Origin of the sequence: Vulcanococcus limneticus LL, from assembly GCF_943369875.1 — a bacterium.
GTDB classification, from domain to species: Bacteria; Cyanobacteriota; Cyanobacteriia; order PCC-6307; family Cyanobiaceae; genus Vulcanococcus; species Vulcanococcus limneticus_A.
This window is the reverse complement of record NZ_CALROT020000015.1, coordinates 1-19,377: the sequence shown is the minus strand read 5'-3', so window position 1 is coordinate 19,377 and position 19,377 is coordinate 1. Positions and strand designations below refer to the sequence as shown.

Genomic DNA, 19,377 nt, shown 5'->3' with positions numbered 1-19,377 from the left:
GGGTCGGAAGGATCAGCTCAGGCTCGTGAAATCAGGCGTGAGTGGGTTGAATCCTTTGTACGGGTGGATATGCAGCTTGATCATGGAGAAGACCAGGGCTTTGCACAGGCACCAGAGCACGATGGCTGTGATCGCCGTGTAGCGATTGGCACGATGCACGGCGCCAAGCGTGACGTTGGAAACCAGCGTCAGCAGATAGATGAAGGCCCACTTTCTCGCAAAGCCCAGATTCGATTGGCTTCCGATCGAGAGGCGTTGCTCCCGGGCTGCTTCGAGCTGCTTGATTTCGTTGAGGATCTCCGCCGCCATGGCTTTGGTGGTGCACAGGGATCCGGGCTCCCGCACGGTGCAGGCGCCAGCGTCGATCGTCCAGGCGTGCCTGTAGAGGTTGGAAAGGGTTTGATCGATCTCTGGAGCGCGCCTCATGTTGTACTCCTTGCCCCATTCGCCCTGCTCAACCAGCTGGATGTACGACGACAGGTCGCCCTTCAGCTCGCTCGCGAGTGCGGGGGATGTCGCCACGATGATCCCAAGCCTGCTGAGGGCTGTCGCTTCGTTTTGCAGTGCGGCGGTCGCTGTCGATGTGTTCTGCCATACAGACGAGGCCATGAAGGCCAGCAGCAAGGCCAGCACGGTATTGGGGACACCCACGTAAGGCGCCACCAAAGGCTTGTTGATCAGGTGGTCGAACAGTCTGGTCTTGAAAACAATCAGGTAGGCGGCAAGCCCAAGGGCTGCGCTGATGATCAGCGCAAGGATGACTGGCCCAAGGCCAAATTTTGGAAAGAAGTAGAGCATTGTTTGGGGCTGATGGATCAGGCCTCAGCCGCGGCAGGGGATGCAGGTCTGCGTGGCCAGGTCCATCCCCTCAACCGCAACAGCACCCATGATGGCCAGGCTGGGGCCACTGGACATCCGTTGTCGAGGGTCTACTCAGCTGCACGGAATCAGGCAGAGATGGTGGGCCTTGGCACTGGGCACCACTTCAGGAGTGATGCGCTGATCGAAGCTGGCGAAGCAGCCGCCCTGGCTGGCGGCGAGGGCCAGTAGGTAGGCATCGGTGATCTGGCGTGGGCCCAGCAGCCGGTCCCAGCGGATCAACCCCTCCTGCAGCAAGCTGATCGGCTCCGGCCAGAACGTATGGCTGGCATGGCTGCAGGCTTCTGCCAAGCGTGCGGCCACCAGGGCGGCCGGTTGCGCATTGGGGTAAGCCGGTTGCGCCATGATCCGCACCACGCCGTTCTCGGTGATCGGGCAGGTGGCCCAACCGTGCGCGAGTTGCCCCTCCAGCCAGCGGGTGGCGGGCCGATGGAGCAGATGGCCCTGATCCAGCAGGGCGATCAGCACGTTGATGTCCAGCAGGGCCCGGCCCATCACAGGCCAGCCTCATCCCGCAGCTGATCGATCTGCTCGTTGGTTACCACCGCTCCGCCCCGGGCCTGGAAGGGGCGAAAACCAGCCACGCCTGGCGATGCTCCGGCCGGAGCCTGGCCCGTGGCTGCTGCGCCGCTGAGCGCAGCCCGCAACAGGCGCGACACCATCTGGCCCGCCGTGGTGCCCTGGCGGCGTGCCAGTTCCCGGGCGGCGGCCAACACGTCGTCTTCGATGTCGAGCGTGGTGCGCATAGCGCCCAGTTTACATCACTGCATTAGCGCATCACTGCATCCTGGCGCCGGGGGCGCAGGGCGCGGCCCGGCCAGTCCTGCCCTGGAGCGAGGATCAAGCCGCTGCTGCCGCAGGCCCGGTGCTGAGACCACTGCTGATCGCCCTGCCCCTGCCCCACCCCCATCTGGAGGGAACGCTGCTGCCGCGCGGTTTCTTTCTTGGCCTGGGGTTGATCTATCTCGCGGCCCTAGCCGTGGATCGCCTCGCGGCCCACTGGCGCTTGCCGGGGGCGGCCGCCGTGCTGCTGCTCGGCCTGGTGATTCCCACCGAGTGGTTGTCCCAGGCCCAGCCCCTCGGCCCGCTCCAGGTGGAAACCCTGCACCGGGTGAGCCTGGCCCTGCTGATCTTCTACGCCGGTCTCATGACCGACCTGCGCCGCATCCGCGGCATGAACGCGGCGGGCCTGCGGCTGGGCTGTGGCGGTGTGGTGATCACCGTGGCGATCACGGCTGTGGCCCTTCTGCTGCTTGCCCCTCTGCTGGCGGGTGGCTTGCCCCCGGCTGCCGCGGTGCTGGCGGTGTGGTGCCTCGGGGCCACCGATAGCGGCGCCATCGAGGATCTGCTGGTGGCGCTGCGCCATTCTGTCCGCGGACCCCTCAGCCATCTGCTGCAGTTCGAGGTGGCGGTGAGCACGCTGGTCACCTTGCTGGGTTTCGGGCTGGTGGCCGGTGTGCTGCAGGCCGTACCCCATGGCGACCATCAGGCCCTCCATGGGCAGTTGGCCGGTCGCCTGATCGACCAGCTGGGGGCTGTTGGCCTTCATGTGATCGCCGGCCTGCTGGCCGGGGTGGTCGTGGGCGTCGTGGCGCCGCGCCTGATCGATGCCCTGGTGCGCTCGGAGTCGATGCTGTTGCTGGTGGCGGTGGCGCTGGCGTTCGTGGCCTTCGGCTTCGGTCAGCTCCTGGGTGGTGGTGGGCTGCTGGCGGTGTTCGTGGCCGGGGTGATGCTCTCCAATGGCCGCTACCGGATCGGACGCTTTGAGCAGCAGGCCCTGGGCCGGGTGATGCATCCGCTGAACACGGCCGCCGAAATCACGGTGCTGCTGTTGCTCGGCCTGCTGGTGAAGCCCGCGGTTCTGATCACAGTGCTGCCGCTGGGGCTTGCGCTGGCGATCGTGCTGGCGCTGGCGCGGCTGCTGGCGGTTTCGGTGCTGCTGCCGTCCGGTCGGTTCCCCTGGCCCGACCGCCTGGTCGTTGCCGGTTGTGGGCTGCGGGCGGCGGTGCCCCTGGCGTTAGCGGTGTCGATGACCGAGGAACTGCCGCATCTGCGCGGCGTCGCCCCGGCGCTGGCGGAACCTCTGGGGGCGCAGCTGCTGGCGTTGCTGTTCGTGGTGGTGCTGGCCGATCTGGTGCTGCAGCCGCTGCTGATGCGCCGACTGCTGCCTTTCAAGCCCGAGACTGCTCCGGCCTGAACGGCGAACGCGCCACCAGGGCCGTGATGCCCAGCTGCTCCCGCCAGTCGGTCAGAGACCGATCCCAGCCCTCCTCCCAGCGCTGGGCCAGCAGCGGTGCGCAGACCCGGCCCAGCTCCAGGCCATAGGCCGCCGCCTGCCCTGCGTCCACCTCGCCGGCAGGCGGACCGTCCAGGCAGCGGTGCAGCAGATCGGCCCCCAGCAGCATGGCGCTGCCGGGCCAGCGCAGCTGCATCACGTTCACGGCATTCATCGCCGCTTCTCCAGCCGCAGTGGGCGGGCAGCCGCACACCACATGCCAGAGGTCGTGGGTGTGGCGCACGCGCTGGTGCAGCCAGGTGTCGTCGCCATCGCTGCCGGCCTGGAGCACCGGATCCGGCAGGGGCTGGCCGCCCGCATCGGCGAACCAGCTGGCGTAGGCGTGGCCGAGGCTCTCCTGCGGCAGTGCCAGCAGCTCGGCCGGGCTGGGCCAGGGCCCCCAGTAGCGCTCGTGGATCAGCGGCGCGATTGCCGGGTCGCTGCGCAGGGCGGCGCGGGCGGCATCGGCCACTGGCGTGGCATAGCTGCGGGTGAGCAGATCGAAGCCGTGGCCCAGGTCGTCCGGCTTCGCCGCCAGGGCCGAGAGATCGGTGGCGAGATGCAGCAGCTGGCGGCGCAGGGAGGAACGCATGGCACGGGAGATGGTTCGCGGCCCAACCGCACGGGCGGATCAGGTGATCACGGTGGGCGTCTCCATACCGGTGCGCACGCGGATCTCGGCCAGGGCATCGGCGGCGCTGATCAGGTCGGCCAGGGCCAGCTGCGGATCCTGCTGGAGATGCCCCTCGGGCGGCACATAGCTCTCCAGGTAGACCCGCAGGGTCGCGCCCTGGGTGCCGGTGCCCGAGAGGCGGAACACGACGCGGCTGCCGTCGTCGAGCAGCAGGCGCAGCCCCTGGCCCGTGGTCAGCGATCCATCGACCGGATCGGTGTAGCTGAAGTCGTCGGCGGTGGCGATGGCGCGGCCGGCGAAGCGTTCACCCGCCAGGGAGGGCAGCATCCCCTTGAGACGGTCGTAGAGGCCATGGGCCCGGTCGCTGGCGATGGCCTCGTAGTCGTGGCGGGAGTAGTAGTGGCGGCCGAAACGGCTCCAGTGGTCCGCCATGATCGCCGCCACCGAGGTGCGCTTGCGGGCCAGCAGCTGCAGCCAGAACAGCACCGCCCAGAGGCCATCCTTCTCGCGGATGTGGTTGCTGCCGGTGCCGAAGCTCTCCTCGCCGCAGAGGGTGATGCGGCCGGCGTCCAGCAGGTTGCCGAAGAACTTCCAGCCCGTGGGCGTTTCGTAGCAGGCGATCCCCAGCTGCTGGGCCACCACGTCCACGGCGGCGCTGGTGGGCATCGAGCGGGCCACGCCGGCCAGGCCATCGGCGTAGGCCGGGGCCAGGGTGGCGTTGGCGGTGAGCACGGCCAGGCTGTCGCTGGGATTCACGAAGCAGCGCCGCCCCAGGATCATGTTGCGGTCGCCGTCGCCGTCACAGGCGGCCCCGAAGCGGTAGTCGTCGCCCTGGAGCAGCAGCTCCGCCAGCTCATGGGCGTAGGTGAGGTTGGGGTCGGGGTGGCCGCTGCCGAAATCCTCCAGGGGGACGGCGTTGCGCACCGTGCCCTTCGGCGCGCCCAGCAGCCCCTCCAGCAGCCGCTTGGCATAGGGCCCGGTCACCGCGTGCATGGCATCGAAGGCGATCGGGTAGTTGTTGCGCAGCAGATCGCCGATCTGATCGAAGTCGAACAGCTGCTGCATCAGCGCCAGGTAGTCGTCCACCCCGTCGATCACCTCCACCGTGAGCGCCGCGATGGCGTGCTGGCCCGGAGCCTCCAGGGAGACGGCCGGGGCCTCCACGATCCGGTAGCCGTCGAGGCTCTGGCTGCAGGCGTAGATGGCGTCCGTGAGCGACTCCGGCGCCGGGCCGCCGTTGGCCCCGTTCACCTTGACCCCGAAATCGCCCTCGGGCCCGCCCGGGTTGTGGCTGGCCGAGAGGATGATGCCGGCCACCGCCCCGTGCTTGCGGATCAGGTTCGAGGCCGCCGGGGTGGAGAGGATGCCGCCGGTGGTGGTGATCAGCCGGGCCACGCCATGGGCGGCCGCCATGCGGCTGATCACGTCGATGGCGCGGCGGTTGCCGTAGCGGCCATCGCCACCCACCACCAGCGTGCCGCCCGCGACCCCGGGCACGGTGCGCAGGATCGCTTCGATGAAGCTCTCCAGGTAGTGGGGCGTCTCGAACTGGCGACTGCTCTTGCGCAGGCCCGAGGTCCCTGGTTTCTGATCGGCGAAGGGCTGATCGAGCGTCACGCGCAGCACGCTGCTGGTCATCGGGGAGGGCCGGGGGGCCCCAAGCTAACTCCGCTGTTTTCTCGTGCCGGCTGCACTCTTCGCCCCGGCACCGCGGGCTGCCGGGATCGCCCGTGTCGGCATCGGCCCTGGCGGCTAGCTTGCGGCCATGCCTGAGGCCGCCCCCGTGTCGCTGTCCCGCCGCGTTCTGCCGCTGCATCGCTCCCCCTCTTGCGCCTCCCGCCGCGCCCTGGCCGGGGCGGCCCTGGTGCTGATCTCGGGTCTGGGCGCCCTCACCCTGCCCCGGGCCGCGGCTGCCGTGATGGGTGGGGCCCGGAGCAAGCCCTATCCCGAGGCGGTGGCCACCACCAAGCTGGCGGCCCAGGCGGTCCTCGATCGCGACGGGGCGGAAAGCTGCCTGCGGGGCAAGCTCACCAACGCGCTGCTGGGCCTTTCGGCCAGCTGCGAGGCCGCCGGCGAGCGCAATTCCCTCTGCCAGCTGGCGGATCGGGCCGCCGCCACCACCGGCTGGAGCATCGCCTTCATGGACAGCACGGCCCAGCAGCTGCTGGCCCTGATGGATCCCGCCAAGGCCAGGCCCTGAGGGCTGGGGCTCGGCCCCGCTGAGCCGCCGCCGCCGGCCTAACGGGTCGGGCTGCCGGATCCAGCGCCGCCAGGAGCGGCGCTGGGGGCTGGCTCCGGAGCTTTTTCACGGGTGCGGCAGACCGCCAGCAGGCTCTGGGCCGGTGCCACCAGCGCCTCGCGGCGGCTGAAGCTGTTGCTGGCAGCCGGGGTGGAGCGCGCGCTCAGATTCCAGAGCAGGTCCTTGCAGCTGGCCGGCAGGCGCGGGTGATCCAGCAGCGGATCGGCCAGGCTGCGGGAGCGGGCGCAGGCCTCTGCGGTGTTCTCCCGGGCGCAGGCCAGGGCCGCCAGCTGCACCTCCCGCAGGCTGGCCTGGCTGGGGAAGGGCACCCATCCCGCCTGGGCCCGGACCGCGGCTGGACCGGCCGCCGCGGCCAGCAGTCCCAGGGCGCTCGCCAGGAGCCAGCGGGGGCCTGGCAGCCGGATCCGGTGGACTGGGGGCATGGCGGGCGCGGAGACGGGCGTTGGCGCCATCATCGCCGCATCCGCCCGCTGCCGCAGAGCCGGCGGCCGCGCTCCAGCCGCCGCTGCAGCCGCGGGTTGAGGCCCAGTTCCGCCTCCCGCCAGAGGCGGTCCATCTCGTGGCTGAAGTGGGCCGCCAGCAGGGGTGAGTCGATCACCAGCAGGGTCTCGTCGTTCTGGTGGGCCGCACTGGGGCTCCAGTTGAAGGAGCCCGACACCACGGTGCGGCCGTCGATCACGGCCAGCTTGTGGTGCAGCTTGTCGCCCCGGGCCAGGCGGGGTGTGCCCACGCCCTCCAGGGGCCGGGCCAGGGGGCGGTTGCCGGCCTCCAGGCCGCAGTCGCGATCGGGCAGGGCCGCCCCCAGCAGATCGAGCACTTCGGAGAAGGACCGGCTGGCGAATCCAGGATCGGCCAGCACCCGCAGGGCCACGCCCCGCTGCTGCAGCTGCACCAGGCTGGTGGTGAGCTCCTGGGCCGAGAACACGAACAGGGCCAGGTCCACCCGGCGACGGGCCTCAGCCAGCACCGAGGCCAGCAGGGTCAGGCCCTGGTTGGGATCGCTGCGGCGATGGGGGGCGAACAGCAGCCGGAGGCGCGTGGGGCCGACCCACAGCTCCTGCACCCCGCCCGCCTGCTTGGCCAGCCCGAAGCGGCTGTCGGCCCGGCCGCCCGGACCGTCCCCCCACATCCGCCGGAATTCGCCCGCAAATGCGGCTGCCAGGGGTGCGCTCTCGATCTGCAGCAGGTGGTTCACGTTGCCGCGGGTGCGGTCGTCGTCCGGATCGCCGTGGATGCAGGAGGGGGTGAAGTTGGCCGAGCCGCTCACCACCAGGCGCCGGTCCACCACCAGGAACTTGGAGTGCATCAGGCCGCTGCCGGCGCTGCCGTCGGCGGTGTCATCCAGCAGGGGCACGCCGGCGCGCTTCAGGATCGCCACTGCATCGCTGCGCTGGCGCTCGTCGCCACTGAGCACGCCGTCGCGGTTGCGGTCCGCCAGGGCCATCAGCTGCTGCTTGCGCTGGCGCAGGTGTGGGCTGAGCTCGGCGTCGTGCTGCTCGCTCCAGGGCTGGCTGTAGGTGTTCTCCAGCACCACCCGCACGGTCACGCCGGCCCGCTGCCGCTCCACCAGGGCCTCCGCCACCGCCGGCAGCGACAGCTCCTGCACCGCCACCAGCAGCTCCCGCCGGGCCGAGCGGATCGCCTCCAGCAGCAGGGCTTCCAGGTCGTCGCCGCTGCGCCACTGGCCGCTGATCGGGCTGCGGTAGCGGGCCTCGGCCCGGTGGTTGAACGCCACCGTGATCCCCGGCGGCAGGGGCAGGGGGTCGGGGCTGGCTCCGCTCAGTCGGCCGGTGGCGCTGCAGCCGGCCAGGCCAGGCAGCAGCAGCAGGGAGGACAGCAGCCGCAACGGACGGTGCGGTGCAGGTCGGATCAGGGCCATGGGCGACCAGGCGGGGAGCCTCAGGGTTCCCGCGCCCGTGGACCTGGGGCCCCAGGCAGGCGGAGCGCCTGCCCGAACCTCAGTCGTGCTGCGGCATTTCGGAGGTGCGCAGCATGGCCACGAACCAGAGGCTGCTGAGCAGCACCGCCGCCGCCACGCCGGCGCCGATGCCCACCCGCACCATCAGCAGCGGCACCACCACGGGCACCGCCAGGGTGCCGGCCAGGGGCGTGAAGGCCACCAGCTTGCGGACCAGGCTCAGGCGCGGGGCCACGGCGTCCTGCGGGGTCGGCTCAGGGGAGGTCAGAACCACTCGGCCACGGCCTGGTCGCTGGGGTTGCTGTTGTCCTCGGGGGTGCGCCGCTCGAACTCCAGGGTGATGTGGCGCTTCTGCTCGCCATCCGCGGCCACGGCCTGGATCGCATAGACCTGCTGGCCGTCGCGGAAGGGCACCTGCACCCGGAAGGTGCCGTCGCTGGAGAGGGGCACCTCCTCATCGCCGATGGTGAGCCGGGCCGAGGGGTCGGTGGCGCCGTAGACGATCAGTTCGGCGTCCGCCACCAGCCAGAAGGACCGCTGGCGCGGGGCCACGCCGCCGGCGCCGGACTCATTGCGGCCGCTGGCCCACAGGCCCACGCCGGAGGCGTTGAGCCCGAGCCCGCTGCTGTCGCTGTCCTCCAGTTCGTGGAAGGCCTCGGAGCCCCGGCCCAGGCGGCGCCAGCCGGTGGTGGCCGTCTGATACAGGCGCTCGTGCAGGTTGCTGTCACTGCTGGCGCTGGGGGAGGCCACCGAGGGGAAGGTGGCGGGGGGCGTCTCCAGGGAGAAGGGCACGAACTGATCGAGGATCTGCTCGCTGGGGTGCAGGGCCGGCACCCGGGCCACGGCCGAGCTGGCCAGGGCGATCCAGCCGCCACCGGACTTGCGGTAGCCCAGCTCCACCCGGTAGTCGCGGTCGCTCAGGGGCACGGGCAGGTACCACTCGGTGGCATGGCTGTCGACGGGCACCTCCTGCAGGGTGTGGGGGTGGGCGCCGCCGTTGCTCAGGCCGGTCACATCCGCCACCCGCAGGCAGAGCTGGCTGGCGCCGGCTCGCTGGGCCTGCTGGCGGTCGGCTTCGCAGATCTCCCAGAACACGTAGGCCCACTGGGGATCACGGGGCAGGAACACCACCCGCGTCTCCGAGTCCGGACGGTGGGGCGGGGGCAGCTCGGCCTCCAGCACGGCCAGGTTGGTGGCCGTCGCCGATGCCGCCAGGCCGGAGCCTGCGTCCATGAATCCGACGCTGCCGGTCTCCGCGGCGGCCTCCGTGCCGACCTGGCGACTGCTGATGGCGCTCAGCAGCTCCTCCTTGGATTTGCGGCTGTAGAGGCTTACCCCCAGGTCGCTGGCGATCTGGCGCAGTTGGCGCAGAGTCATCCGAGCAAGCGAGGAAAGGGTCTGACTCACAGCGCCTCCGGATTGTGTTTGGGATCAGTGTGGCCAACTCTCTCCGCAATCCTCCGCGAGCGGGACACGCCGTCAGCATCCGCTGACCCCTGCCGGGGCGCTGGGCACAAAAAAAGCGACGGGGTGACCGTCGCTTTGGAGTGCCTTGGATGGGGGATGCCGAAGCGCCCGGGGGCTGGGATCAGCGCCCCAGGCTGCGGTAGGGCACCTTCGCCAGGTAATCGATGCCGGTGTTGCCGGAGGAGCCGCCACGGGTGCGGAGGGCCGGCAGGGTGCGCACCCAGGGCAGGTAGTCCTGCGGGAAGCCGCCGCGGCGCTGGGAGGCGCGCTCGGGCAGGGTGCGGGCCGTGCCGGTGTACACGATCTGGGGGAAGCCCAGGATGCCGCGGTAGTAGGCCTCGTAGCGGGGGGTGGTGATGTTGAAGGGGGTCTCACCCAGATCACGGCTGCCCACCACGCGGTTGCGGTGGTAGGGCACGGTGTCGTAGCCGAAGTTGTCCAGGTACTCCTGGCTGTTAAGGATGTCGTCCACGGCGCCGCGGATGCCGCGGGTCATGATCACGGCGGACCAGGCGATCTCCTCGGACTTGCCGTAGGTGGGACGGCCCAGCAGCTTCTCCACCAGGTGGCGGGCCACCCGGTAGTTGCTGTTGAGGTTGTAGAAGCTGCGGGTGAAGGTGTCCGAGAGGGCCAGCGAGCGGATGAAGTCCCGCACGGTGATCTGGCCGTCACGCAGCTGGGACTCCAGGGTGCGATCGCGGTCGACCTTGAAGGCGTGGAAGAACAGCTGGCGGTAGGCCGCCTCGATCACGAAGTTCTGGTCTTCCCGATCCATGGCCTTGTCCATGGATACGGCTTTCGGATCCTCATCCGAACCCACCCGCAGGGCCGCCACGCGGGAGTTCTGCGTCGTGGGCGCGTACTTCAGAAGAGGAAGGGCCACTCGAACTTCGGCATCCGTCGTGGCTGATCGTAGAAGTGCGGATCAGGGCGGCCCGCCGGGGCCTGGTCAGGGCTCACAGTCCGTAACGTTGCCTACCGCCGCGCCGATTGCCGATCGCCCGCCAGCCCGCAGGCGCCCGCTCACCAGCCCAGCAGCGAGAGGGCCGGCTCGGCCCCACCGCCCGCCTCCGCTGCGTTCGCGCCGCCGGCCTCCGCCGGTGCTGCCGCGTCGTCGTCGGCATGGCAGCGGGTCTCGACGCAGAAGGAGGCGGTGTTGGAGAGCCCCTCCACCGTGCTGGTGCGCAGCCGCACGTCCGGCCCGGCGAAGCTGAACCGCTCGAGCGAGCTCATCGTCTCGTAGTCGGTGGTGAGCAGCAGGTGGTCGCGCGCGTCCATGGCGAAGTGGCCGGCCACCGGTGCGGTCTCGGCATAGCCCCGGTCGCGCAGCAGCAGCCCGGCGCGGCCCCGCTCATCGGTGGGGATCAGGCCGAACAGGCTCTCGCCCTCGTGGGCCTCACCGGCCTTGTCCCAGGCCATCGAGCCGCTCCAGCGCACCCGGCAGCCCCCCACCAGCCCCGCCGGATCCTGGCCGTGCAGTTCGGCGATCGCCCGCAGCCGGGCATCGCCGAGCTCCAGCTCCTCCACCACGATCAGCGAGCCGCCGGCCTCGGCGCGGCGGTGCAGCAGGTGGTGGCTGCTGCGCTGGGAGCGCCAGCGGCCGCAGCTCAGCTGGAAGAAGCTGAGGGCGTCGGCGATCGGGGTGGTCACGGGCCAGCGTCGTCTGCAGCGATGATCGCAAGCCAGCGCCTCCCCCTGCCCGGTCGAGCCCACCGTGTCGAGCCCCTGTGTTGCGCCCCCGCGTTGAGCCGGCCCTGCGGCGCCCGCTGTGTTGATGGGAGCCCTGGCGGCGCTGGCCGCCGCCCTCTGCTGGACCGTGGCCAGCAGCCTCTGGCGCGGCCTGCCGACTTCGCTCTCGCCCGCCCGGCTCAACCTCTACAAGAACCTGCTGGCCCTGGCGTTGCTGCTGCCGCTGGTGGCGCTGCGGCCCTGGTCGGCGCCGGCCGGCCCGCTGGCGCTGCTGCTGCTCAGCGGCGTGCTCGGGATCGCCGCCGGTGACAGCTTCTATTTCGCCGCCCTGCGGCGCCTGGGCACCCGCCGCACCCTCACGCTCGATGCCGGCGGCCCCGGCCTGGCGGCGGTGGCCGGTGCCCTGCTCCTGGCGGAGTGGCCCACGGCCGGCCAGTGGCTGGGCCTGGGGCTGATCAGCCTGGCGGTGCTGCTGGTGGCCCGGCAGCGGCCCAGCGACGGGCTGGCGGTACCCGGTTCGGCTGCCAGCCAGCGGCGCGGCATCGCCCTGGCCCGCGCCGCCCTGGTCTGCGGCAGTGGCGGCGCCCTGCTGGCCCGGGCCGCCCTGCGGGCCAGCGCCTTGGATCCGCTGCAGTCGGCCACGCTGCGGCTGGCGGCCGCTGCCCTGGTGCTGCTGCCCCTGCTGCGCGCTCTGCCGCCCCTGGGCCAGGGGCCGCGGCCCGCCGGCCGTCGCTGGCCCCTGGCGCTGGCGGCCACCCTGCTGGGCACCAGCCTGGGCATTGCCCTGCAGCAGGCCGCCCTGCAGCGGCTCCCGGGCGGTCTGGCGGTGGCGCTGATGGCCACGGCCCCGGTGATGGCCCTGCCGCTGGCGGGCCTGGACGGGGACCGGCCGGGCCCGACCGGGGTGGCCGCTGCCCTGCTGGCCCTGGTGGGCGTCAGCTGTGTGGTGGGGCTGGGTTCGGGCTGAGGTCCGGGTCGGCGGCGAGGCGGGCATCGGCCTGGCGGCGGCCCCAGGTCACCAGGTCGGCGATCGTGAGCTGCAGGGGCGGGCGCTGCTGCTCCTGGGCGATCGCCTCCAGCTGCACGGCGGCCTTGCCCAGCTGCTCCAGCAGCACCGGGGTGAAGCCGGGATCGGCCTGGAGGGCGGGCTGGCCGGCGGCCCAGCGGCCCAGGGCCTCGGCCGCTGGGAGGTCCGCCCCAGGGGCGTCGGCCGATGACGGGGCCGCCTGCTGCAGGCAGCGCAGGCTGTGGGCCAGCAGGCGCAGGTGGTGGCGCTCCAGGGCCGGCAGCAGGCTGCTCTCCAGCTCCTGCAGGTCCTGAAGGCTCAGCACGGCTCGGGGCTTTGGGGCTGCAGTCGGAAGCCGCAGGCGTGGCTCCCCTCCAGCAGCCAGTGGATCCGCTCCACCTGGCAGTCGGGGAAGGTGTGGCGTATCAGCTGCAGTTCCTGGTCGCACACGCAGGGGAACTGTTCGGCGATGCGCATCACGGAACAGTGGAATTCGCTCATCAGCCAGGCGGGTCCCTCGCCCTCGCGGCGGAATTCGGCCACGTAGCCCTCGCGCCGGCGCAGTTCCACCAGGCGCTCGAGCCGCTGGGGCAGGGGCCCGCTGCCGATCTGCTGGCGGTAGTCGGTGGCCTTGTCGGCGGCCTGCTGGCGCAGCAACCCCCGCACCATGTCCGGCGGCAGGCTGGCGGCCATCGAGCTGAGCAGGCCCAGGGCGAAGTGTTCGCTGCCGTCGGGGAAGTGGCCGCGGCCGGCGGGGGTGAGGTGCCAGCGGTTGCTGGGTCGACCGGGGCCCTCCGGCGCCGGGCTGGCCTCCACCAGGCCCTCCTCCTCCAGGCCGCGCAGGTGGCGGCGCATCACCTGCACCGACACGCCGAGCTCCTCAGCCAGCTGGCCCGCTGTCCGTTCACCCTGTTGCAGCAACAGGGTTAGGGCGGCTTCGCGGGTGGGGGCCTGGGTAGAGGCGCTCATGGCAGCGACCGATCTGCTACACCCTGCCACGTCCGAAGGGCAGCTGTGGGACCGGCAGGCGCCACAATGGCGGGTCCCCACCCAGTCGCCGGCCTGCCTGCCCTAGGCTCCTGGATACGAAACGCCATCGTTTCGTAATTCCCGTGATGGCCTGGGCCTGGCCGCACCCGGTTCGCCCCGTTCTCCCGACCCCATGTCCGACGCTCCCAGCACTCCGGCGGCCCCGGCGACAGCGCAGGCTTCCGACAGCCTTGAGGTGATCCGCAAGTTCGCCGAGACCTACGCCCAGCGCACCGGCACCTATTTCTGCAGTGATCCCGGTGTGACCGCGGTGGTGCTGGAGGGTCTGGCCCGCCACAAGGACGATCTGGGCGGTGCCCTCTGCCCCTGCCGTCACTACGAGGACAAGCAGGCCGAGGTGGCCCAGGCGTTCTGGAACTGCCCCTGCGTGCCGATGCGCGAGCGCAAGGAGTGCCATTGCATGCTGTTCCTCACGGAGGACAACCCGTTCCGGGGCGAGAAGCAGACCATCGGCCTCGACGAGATCAAAGCCCTGACCGCCGGCTGACCCGGCTCTATCCCGCACCTTCCATGAGCAGCCCGCAGGCCGTTGGTGATCTGGTGAGCCAGCCATACAAGTATGGCTTTGTCACCGATATCGAAACCGAGAAGATCGCCAAGGGCCTCAGCGAGGATGTGGTGCGGCTGATCTCCAGCAAGAAGGACGAGCCGGCCTTTCTGCTCGACTTCCGGCTGCGGGCCTACCGGCACTGGTTGACCATGGCCGAGCCCGACTGGGCCGCCCTGGGCTATCCGCCGATCGACTACCAGGAGATCATCTATTACGCGGCGCCCAAGCAGCAGGTCAAGAAGGCCAGCCTCGACGAGGTGGATCCCAAGCTGCTGGAGACCTTCGACAAGCTCGGCATCCCGCTGAGTGAGCAGAAGCGCCTCTCCAACGTGGCCGTGGATGCCGTGTTCGACAGCGTGTCGATCGCCACGACCTACAAGGAGAAGCTGGCCGAGCACGGCGTGATCTTCTGCTCGATCAGCGAGGCGGTGAAGGAACACCCGGAGCTGATCGAGCGCTATCTCGGCACGGTGGTGCCCAGCAACGACAACTACTTCGCGGCCCTGAACTCCGCCGTGTTCAGCGACGGCTCCTTCGTGTTCATTCCCAAGGGAGTGGACTGTCCGATGGAGCTCTCCACCTACTTCCGCATCAACTCCGGCGACACGGGCCAGTTTGAGCGCACCCTGATCGTGGCCGAGGAGGGCGCCTCGGTGAGCTACTTGGAGGGCTGCACCGCCCCGATGTTCGACACCAACCAGCTGCATGCTGCCGTGGTGGAGCTGGTGGTGCTGGATGACGCCTCCATCAAGTATTCCACCGTGCAGAACTGGTACGCCGGTGATGAGAATGGCGTGGGTGGCATCTACAACTTCGTGACCAAGCGCGGCCAGTGCCGCGGCGCCCGCAGCAAGATCAGCTGGACCCAGGTGGAAACGGGCTCAGCCATCACCTGGAAATACCCCAGCTGCGTGCTGCAGGGGGCCGATTCGGTGGGCGAGTTCTACTCCGTGGCGCTCACCAACAACCGCCAGCAGGCCGACACCGGCACCAAGATGATCCATGTGGGGCCCCGCACCCGCTCCACGATCGTGAGCAAGGGCATCAGCGCCGGCCATTCCGCCAACAGCTACCGGGGTCTGGTGCAGATCGGCCCCAAGGCGGTGGGGGCCAAGAACTACAGCCAGTGCGATTCGATGCTGATCGGCGACCAGGCGGCCGCCAACACCTATCCCTACATCCGCTCCCAGCAGCCCCAGGCGGCGGTGGAGCACGAGGCCAGCACCTGCCGGATCTCGGAGGATCAGCTCTTCTACCTGCAGAGCCGCGGCATCGGCTTCGAAGAGGCGGTGTCGATGATGGTGAGCGGCTTCTGCCGCGATGTGTTCAACCAGCTGCCGATGGAATTCGCGGCCGAGGCCGACAAGCTGTTGGCCCTGAAGCTGGAGGGCTCGGTGGGCTGATCCCGCCCCCCAGGCCGACGCCTCCAGGTGCACTGATCTGGGCCCCCGCGCCGGTCCGTGCCCACCGATTCCGCTCTGTTCTCGTCCTCTCCATTTCCCGATCTGCCCGTGATTCGTCCCGATGCCCCCGTTCTGCTTGAGATCCGGGATCTGCATGCCCGGGTTGAGGCCAAGGCGATCCTCAAGGGCGTGAACCTCACGATCCGCGCCGGCGAGATCCACGCGGTGATGGGCCGCAACGGCAGCGGTAAGAGCACCCTCTCCAAGGTGCTGGCGGGCCACCCCGCCTACACCGTCACCGGTGGAAGCGTGACCTACCGCGGCGAGAACCTGCTGGAGCTGGACCCCGAGACCCGCGCCCGCGCCGGTGTGTTCCTCGGCTTCCAGTACCCGGTGGAGATCCCGGGGGTGAGCAATCTGGAATTCCTGCGGGTGTCCACCAACGCCCGCCGCCTGCACCGCGGCGAGGCCGAACTCGACACCTTCGAGTTTGAGGACCTGGTGCGCGAGCGCCTGCAGGTGGTGCAGATGGATCCGGCCTTCCTGGAGCGCTCGGTGAACGAGGGCTTCAGCGGCGGCGAGAAGAAGCGCAACGAGATCCTGCAGATGGCCCTGCTGGAACCGCTGGTGGCCATCCTCGACGAGACCGACTCAGGCCTCGACATCGACGCCCTGCGCATCGTGGCCGGCGGCGTGAACCACCTGGCCACCCCCGACACCGCCACCCTGCTGATCACCCATTACCAGCGCCTGCTGGATGCGATCACCCCGGATTACGTGCATGTGATGGCGGCGGGCCGGATCCTGCGCACCGGCGGCAAGGAGCTGGCCCTGGAGCTGGAGCAGCGCGGCTACGACTGGGTGGATGCGGAACTGGCGGCCCTGGACGGTGCCGAGGCCGATCGCCTGCCCGCGGAGGTGGCCTGATGGTGGCCAGCGCCACGGCCCAGGTGCCCGCCGCCAACGGCGGCGGCCTGGAGGGCTGGACCCGGCAGCTGCTGGAGCGCCTGCCGGCGGCGGCAGGACCCCTGGCGGCGGTGCAGGAGCGGGGCCGGGCGGCCCTGGCGGCGCTGCCCGTACCCTCCTCGCGTCAGGAGGACTGGCGCTTCACCGATCTCTCCCTGCTCACGGGCCTGGAGCCGGCGGCGCCCGGCGCGGCGGCCCAGGCGGCGGGTGATCTGCCCCCCGCCGCTCCGGGCGTGGTTCGCCTGCTGCTGGATGGCCGCAGCGACCCCCTGGCGGGGGTCACCCTGCCCCTGGGCCTCTCGGCGCTGAACCCGGCGGAGCTGGCCCAGGCCCTGGGCCACACCCTGGCCGCCACCGGCTGCGAACAGCACTGGCCGGTGGAGCTGAACCATGCCACCAGCGAGCAGGTGCTGGCCCTGCGGGTCGCCAGTCGCCACAGCGTGACGCTGGAGCTGGTGAGCGTTGCGGGCGCCGGACTGCTGCCGCTGCGGCTGCTGCTGATCCTGGAGGAGAAGGCCGAGCTGGACCTCTCCCAGCTGGTGCAGGCCCAGGGAGCTGGCCTTACCTCGCTGGTGCTGGAGGCGCATCTGGCCCGCAGCGCGAGGCTGCACCACGGCCTCGTGGCCCTGGGCCAGCCTCAGGCGGGTCTGCTGGCCCACCTGGCCCTGGAGCAGGAGCCCGAGAGCGCCGTCACCCTCGTGTCGGCAACGGCCGGCTGGGGGCTGGCCCGGCTCGAGCCGCGCGTGCGCCAGGTGGATGGCGGCGCCCGCACCACCCTGCGGGGCCTGCAGCTGGTGGATGGCCGCCAGATCGCCGATACCCACAGCCATGTGCTCTTCTCCGGCCCCGAGGGCGAGCTGGACCAGCTCCATAAGGCGGTGGCCGATGGTGCCGGCCGCAGCGTGTTCAACGGCGCCGTGCGGGTGCCGCGCCCTGCCCAGCGCACCAACGCCGCCCAGCTCAGCCGCAGCCTGCTGCTCTCCGACCGGGCCCGGATCGACACCAAACCCGAGCTGGAGATCGTGGCCGACGACGTGAAGTGCGCCCACGGCGCCACCGTGAGCTGCCTGCAGACCGACGAGCTCTTCTATTTGCAGAGCCGGGGGCTGGCGGCCAGTCAGGCCTCCGACCTGCTGCAGCGGGCCTTCTGCGAGGAGGTGTTGCGCGAACTACCCGCCGCCGCCCGCAGCTGGGGCTCCTTCCAGGCCATGCTGAGCGCTGCCGGCAGCGGGGAGGACAGGCCATGACCAGCACGGTGCCCGCCGCCGGATTTGAAGCGGCCACGGCCGTGCGCCTGGCGACCCACGAGGTTGACCTGGCTGCCGTGGCCCCCGTGGCGAATCCCGGCCTTGATCCCACCGAGGATCTGGCCGCCCTGACCCGGCCCGACTTCCCCCTGCTGGCCCAGACCGCCTGCCTGGGTCAGCGGCTGATCTATCTCGACCACGCCGCCACCAGCCAGAAGCCGCGCCAGGTGCTCGCGGCCCTGCAGCACTACTACGACCACGACAACGCCAACGTGCACCGTGGCGCCCACCAGCTGAGCGCCCGGGCCACCGAGGGCTTCGAGGGGGCCCGCGCCAAGACGGCGGCCTTCGTGGGGGCGGCCTCGCCCAACGAGATCGTGTTCACCCGCAACGCCAGCGAGGCAATCAACCTGGTGGCCCGCACCTGGGGTGAGGCCAACCTGCTGCCCGGCGATGAGGTGCTGCTCACGGTGATGGAGCACCACAGCAACCTGGTGCCCTGGCAGCTGCTGGCGGCCCGCACCGGCTGCGTGCTGCGCCATGCGGGTCTCACCGAGAGCGGTGAGCTGGATCTCGACGACCTGCGCAGCAAGATCACCGAGCGCACCCGGCTGGTGAGCCTGGTACAGGTGAGCAACACCCTGGGCTGCCTCAATCCGATCGCTGCGATTGCGCCCCTGGCCCACGCCGCCGGTGCCCTGCTGCTGGTGGATGCCTGCCAGAGCCTGCCCCATCTGCCGGTGAACGTGGCACAGCTGGGGGCCGACTTCCTGGTGGGCAGCTCCCACAAGCTCTGCGGGCCCACCGGCATGGGCTTCCTCTGGGGGCGCGAGGCGCTGCTGGAGGCGATGCCGCCCTTCCTCGGCGGCGGCGAGATGATTCAGGACGTGTATCTGGACCACAGCAGCTGGGCGGGGCTGCCCCACAAGTTCGAGGCGGGCACGCCGGCCATCGGCGAGGCGATCGGCATGGGCGCGGCCCTTGATTACCTCAACGCCATCGGCCTGGAGCGGATCCACGCCTGGGAGCAGCGGCTGACGCGTCACCTGTTCGCGCGCCTGCAGGCGATCGATGGCCTGCGGATCCTCGGCCCCACCCCGGAGCAGCAGCCCGACCGCGGTGCCCTGGCCGCCTTCACGGTGGAGGGCCTGCACGCCAACGACATGGCCGAGCTGCTGGATGCGGCCGGCATCTGCATCCGCAGCGGCCACCACTGCACCCAGCCCCTGCACCGCCACTACGGCCTGAGTGCCAGCGCCCGCGCCAGCCTCAGCTTCACCACCAGCTTCGAGGAGATCGACCGCTTCGCCGAGGAGCTGCAGGGCACGATCGGCTTCCTGCGGGAGCACAGCTGAGGGCGGTGCTCCCGCAGGATCGTTCGCACGCCAGCTCCTGCTTCGCCTTCGAGGCCGGCTTCACGTCCGATTCTGAGCTGCTTCTGCTGGCGGTGCGACGCCAGCTGGATCTGGCCGGCGTTAACTGGGTCGAGTTCAGCGCTGGCGAACGGACCGAGCTGATGGCCTGGCCGGATGATCCCGTGCCCATTGAGGCCCTGCGAACCTACCTGCTGGCGCACACTGAGGCGCTGGCGGCCGGGGCGCCGGGCCAAGGAGCTACGGCGGCCCGTGTGGCCGAACCCTGGCAGCAGGGCGATGGTCTGCCGGAGCTGGTGGCCGCCTCGTGCCGGCAGCTGGGCTTGGTGGTGCGTGCTTAAGCTCGATGACTTGGAGCCCTTCCCCCGGGTGAAGCTCGGCCAACCCGGATACGAACACTGCAACCTGCCGCGGGCCCTGGCCGAGTTCGGTCTGCGGGCCTAGATGTTCTGTCTCAGCAGGTTGTTCAGCTGACAAGGGGGTGTGAGGCCGCTACGGGTTGAGGTGCGACCCACCAACCCCGACCTCACGCCTCCATGCATAGCCACCCCAATGCCCGCCTGACACAGCGAGGCCGGCTCCGGCTTGTGACCCAGCACCTGGAGCACGGCCGCAGCCTCGCCGAGCTGGCAGCCGAGAACGGGATCAGTCTCCGCTGCG

22 protein-coding genes are annotated in these 19,377 nt (G+C 70.6%); 9 read left to right on the top strand and 13 right to left on the bottom strand.

Annotation, left to right across the window (positions count from 1 at the left end; all coding sequences use genetic code 11):
* Positions 1-12: 12 nt before the first annotated feature.
* The 3 genes from ACLV7J_RS13930 to ACLV7J_RS13920 all read right to left on the bottom strand — a co-directional run bounded on the left by ACLV7J_RS13930 (position 13) and on the right by ACLV7J_RS13920 (position 1,625).
* Complete coding sequence (locus ACLV7J_RS13930) at positions 13-798, bottom strand: hypothetical protein (protein ID WP_411869674.1); 786 nt, start codon at positions 796-798, stop codon at positions 13-15.
* Between the two features lie 135 nt (positions 799-933).
* Entirely contained in the window at positions 934-1,374 is a 441-nt protein-coding gene (locus ACLV7J_RS13925) for a TA system VapC family ribonuclease toxin (protein ID WP_411869673.1), read from the bottom strand.
* Positions 1,374-1,625, bottom strand: coding sequence for a hypothetical protein (locus tag ACLV7J_RS13920; protein WP_411869672.1), 252 nt, complete (start codon positions 1,623-1,625; stop codon positions 1,374-1,376). Before ACLV7J_RS13920 ends, ACLV7J_RS13925 begins: the two co-directional genes overlap by 1 nt.
* Positions 1,626-1,744: 119 nt before the next feature.
* On the opposite strand from ACLV7J_RS13920, the gene ACLV7J_RS13915 reads away from it, so the two are divergent.
* The gene (locus tag ACLV7J_RS13915; RefSeq protein ID WP_411869671.1) at positions 1,745-3,076 is read left to right on the top strand and encodes a cation:proton antiporter; all 1,332 of its coding nucleotides are present in this window, start codon (positions 1,745-1,747) and stop codon (positions 3,074-3,076) included.
* On the opposite strand, the gene ACLV7J_RS13910 is transcribed toward ACLV7J_RS13915, so the two are convergent.
* Together ACLV7J_RS13910 and ACLV7J_RS13905 are read right to left on the bottom strand one after the other, a co-directional pair.
* Complete coding sequence (locus ACLV7J_RS13910; protein WP_411869670.1) at positions 3,051-3,746, bottom strand: Coq4 family protein; 696 nt, start codon at positions 3,744-3,746, stop codon at positions 3,051-3,053. The two genes, ACLV7J_RS13915 and ACLV7J_RS13910, sit on opposite strands and share 26 nt — an antisense overlap.
* Positions 3,747-3,785: 39 nt before the next feature.
* Entirely contained in the window at positions 3,786-5,426 is a 1,641-nt protein-coding gene (locus ACLV7J_RS13905) for an alpha-D-glucose phosphate-specific phosphoglucomutase (protein WP_411869669.1), read from the bottom strand.
* 127 nt (positions 5,427-5,553) lie between these two features.
* On the opposite strand from ACLV7J_RS13905, the gene ACLV7J_RS13900 reads away from it, so the two are divergent.
* Complete coding sequence (locus tag ACLV7J_RS13900) at positions 5,554-5,988, top strand: hypothetical protein (protein WP_411869668.1); 435 nt, start codon at positions 5,554-5,556, stop codon at positions 5,986-5,988.
* A gap of 38 nt (positions 5,989-6,026) precedes the next feature.
* Here ACLV7J_RS13900 and ACLV7J_RS13895 read toward each other — a convergent pair whose 3' ends face one another.
* The 6 genes from ACLV7J_RS13895 to ACLV7J_RS13870 form a co-directional block, all read right to left on the bottom strand.
* Entirely contained in the window at positions 6,027-6,470 is a 444-nt protein-coding gene (locus ACLV7J_RS13895; protein ID WP_411869667.1) for a hypothetical protein, read from the bottom strand.
* Positions 6,471-6,499: 29 nt separating this feature from the next.
* Positions 6,500-7,927, bottom strand: a complete 1,428-nt coding sequence (locus tag ACLV7J_RS13890; protein ID WP_411869666.1) for a phospholipase D-like domain-containing protein — start codon at positions 7,925-7,927, stop codon at positions 6,500-6,502.
* 79 nt (positions 7,928-8,006) lie between these two features.
* The gene (locus tag ACLV7J_RS13885; RefSeq protein WP_411869665.1) at positions 8,007-8,201 is read right to left on the bottom strand and encodes a hypothetical protein; all 195 of its coding nucleotides are present in this window, start codon (positions 8,199-8,201) and stop codon (positions 8,007-8,009) included.
* A gap of 29 nt (positions 8,202-8,230) precedes the next feature.
* The gene (locus ACLV7J_RS13880) at positions 8,231-9,373 is read right to left on the bottom strand and encodes a DUF4912 domain-containing protein (protein ID WP_411869664.1); all 1,143 of its coding nucleotides are present in this window, start codon (positions 9,371-9,373) and stop codon (positions 8,231-8,233) included.
* Between the two features lie 181 nt (positions 9,374-9,554).
* Positions 9,555-10,316, bottom strand: coding sequence for a phycobilisome rod-core linker polypeptide (locus tag ACLV7J_RS13875; protein ID WP_411869663.1), 762 nt, complete (start codon positions 10,314-10,316; stop codon positions 9,555-9,557).
* Between the two features lie 140 nt (positions 10,317-10,456).
* Entirely contained in the window at positions 10,457-11,083 is a 627-nt protein-coding gene (locus tag ACLV7J_RS13870; protein WP_411869662.1) for a phycobiliprotein lyase, read from the bottom strand.
* A 124-nt stretch (positions 11,084-11,207) separates the two neighbouring features.
* Between ACLV7J_RS13870 and ACLV7J_RS13865 the strand changes: the two genes are divergently transcribed.
* Positions 11,208-12,089, top strand: a complete 882-nt coding sequence (locus tag ACLV7J_RS13865) for an EamA family transporter (protein ID WP_411869661.1) — start codon at positions 11,208-11,210, stop codon at positions 12,087-12,089.
* Here the strand turns inward: ACLV7J_RS13865 and ACLV7J_RS13860 are convergent.
* Both ACLV7J_RS13860 and sufR read right to left on the bottom strand, forming a co-directional pair.
* The gene (locus ACLV7J_RS13860) at positions 12,058-12,453 is read right to left on the bottom strand and encodes a hypothetical protein (RefSeq protein ID WP_411869660.1); all 396 of its coding nucleotides are present in this window, start codon (positions 12,451-12,453) and stop codon (positions 12,058-12,060) included. The two genes, ACLV7J_RS13865 and ACLV7J_RS13860, sit on opposite strands and share 32 nt — an antisense overlap.
* Positions 12,447-13,097, bottom strand: a complete 651-nt coding sequence (gene sufR, locus ACLV7J_RS13855) for an iron-sulfur cluster biosynthesis transcriptional regulator SufR (RefSeq protein WP_411869659.1) — start codon at positions 13,095-13,097, stop codon at positions 12,447-12,449. The genes ACLV7J_RS13860 and sufR overlap by 7 nt, the downstream gene beginning before the upstream one ends.
* A gap of 193 nt (positions 13,098-13,290) precedes the next feature.
* Here sufR and ACLV7J_RS13850 point away from each other — a divergent pair, with 193 nt between their 5' ends.
* From ACLV7J_RS13850 to ACLV7J_RS13825, 6 genes are all read left to right on the top strand, one after another.
* Positions 13,291-13,665, top strand: a complete 375-nt coding sequence (locus ACLV7J_RS13850; protein ID WP_411869658.1) for a ferredoxin-thioredoxin reductase catalytic domain-containing protein — start codon at positions 13,291-13,293, stop codon at positions 13,663-13,665.
* Positions 13,666-13,688: 23 nt separating this feature from the next.
* Positions 13,689-15,131: a Fe-S cluster assembly protein SufB gene (gene sufB / locus ACLV7J_RS13845; protein WP_411869657.1), complete on the top strand. Its 1,443-nt coding sequence runs from the start codon at positions 13,689-13,691 to the stop codon at positions 15,129-15,131.
* Positions 15,132-15,239: 108 nt separating this feature from the next.
* The gene (sufC, locus tag ACLV7J_RS13840) at positions 15,240-16,058 is read left to right on the top strand and encodes a Fe-S cluster assembly ATPase SufC (protein WP_411869708.1); all 819 of its coding nucleotides are present in this window, start codon (positions 15,240-15,242) and stop codon (positions 16,056-16,058) included.
* Complete coding sequence (locus tag ACLV7J_RS13835; RefSeq protein WP_411869656.1) at positions 16,058-17,344, top strand: SufB/SufD family protein; 1,287 nt, start codon at positions 16,058-16,060, stop codon at positions 17,342-17,344. The genes sufC and ACLV7J_RS13835 overlap by 1 nt, the downstream gene beginning before the upstream one ends.
* Entirely contained in the window at positions 17,341-18,699 is a 1,359-nt protein-coding gene (locus ACLV7J_RS13830) for a SufS family cysteine desulfurase (RefSeq protein ID WP_411869655.1), read from the top strand. Before ACLV7J_RS13835 ends, ACLV7J_RS13830 begins: the two co-directional genes overlap by 4 nt.
* A 5-nt stretch (positions 18,700-18,704) precedes the next feature.
* Positions 18,705-19,058 carry a nitrate reductase associated protein gene (locus tag ACLV7J_RS13825; RefSeq protein WP_411869654.1) on the top strand — a complete coding sequence of 118 codons (354 nt, stop codon included), beginning with the start codon at positions 18,705-18,707 and terminating at the stop codon, positions 19,056-19,058.
* The last annotated feature ends 319 nt before the right edge of the window (positions 19,059-19,377 follow it).